The organism is Neobacillus drentensis, from assembly GCF_036966985.1.
Taxonomy (GTDB): Bacteria; Bacillota; Bacilli; order Bacillales; family Cytobacillaceae; genus Neobacillus; species Neobacillus drentensis_E.
In genome coordinates this window covers 14,335-14,585 of sequence record NZ_JBALSN010000605.1, presented here as the reverse complement: position 1 = coordinate 14,585, position 251 = coordinate 14,335, and the positions used below count along the sequence as shown (strand labels likewise).

The 251-nt window shown below is 33.1% G+C and carries 1 protein-coding gene (running past one end of the window); it reads right to left on the bottom strand.

The window, feature by feature from the left end; translation table 11 throughout:
- Nucleotides 1–229: 229 nt before the first annotated feature.
- A protein-coding gene (locus tag V7659_RS28885) for a polyprenyl synthetase family protein (RefSeq protein WP_335543490.1) crosses the window boundary here: on the bottom strand, nucleotides 230–251 show its end. 2,336 nt of this gene lie beyond the right edge of the window; only the last 22 of its 2,358 coding nucleotides appear in the window; the start codon falls outside the window, past its right edge; its stop codon occupies nucleotides 230–232.

Genomic DNA, 251 nt, shown 5'->3' with positions numbered 1-251 from the left:
CTGCATCCTTTAATAAATGAAAAGCTTGATCTGTATTGTCAAGTATGTATCCAGTATCCTGTCCTGAGCCCTTATAGGTAATCTTTCTTTCACGAAACCAACGTCTAACGGTTTGAATACTAGTATCTTCAGTGACACCTGCTTCTATTAACAACTCAAAAGCTTGATCTGTGTTCAAAATATTCCCCTTCATTCCCACTTTTTTTATCATTATTTTATATGAGTAAATTTATAAAGTGAATGGATAAAAG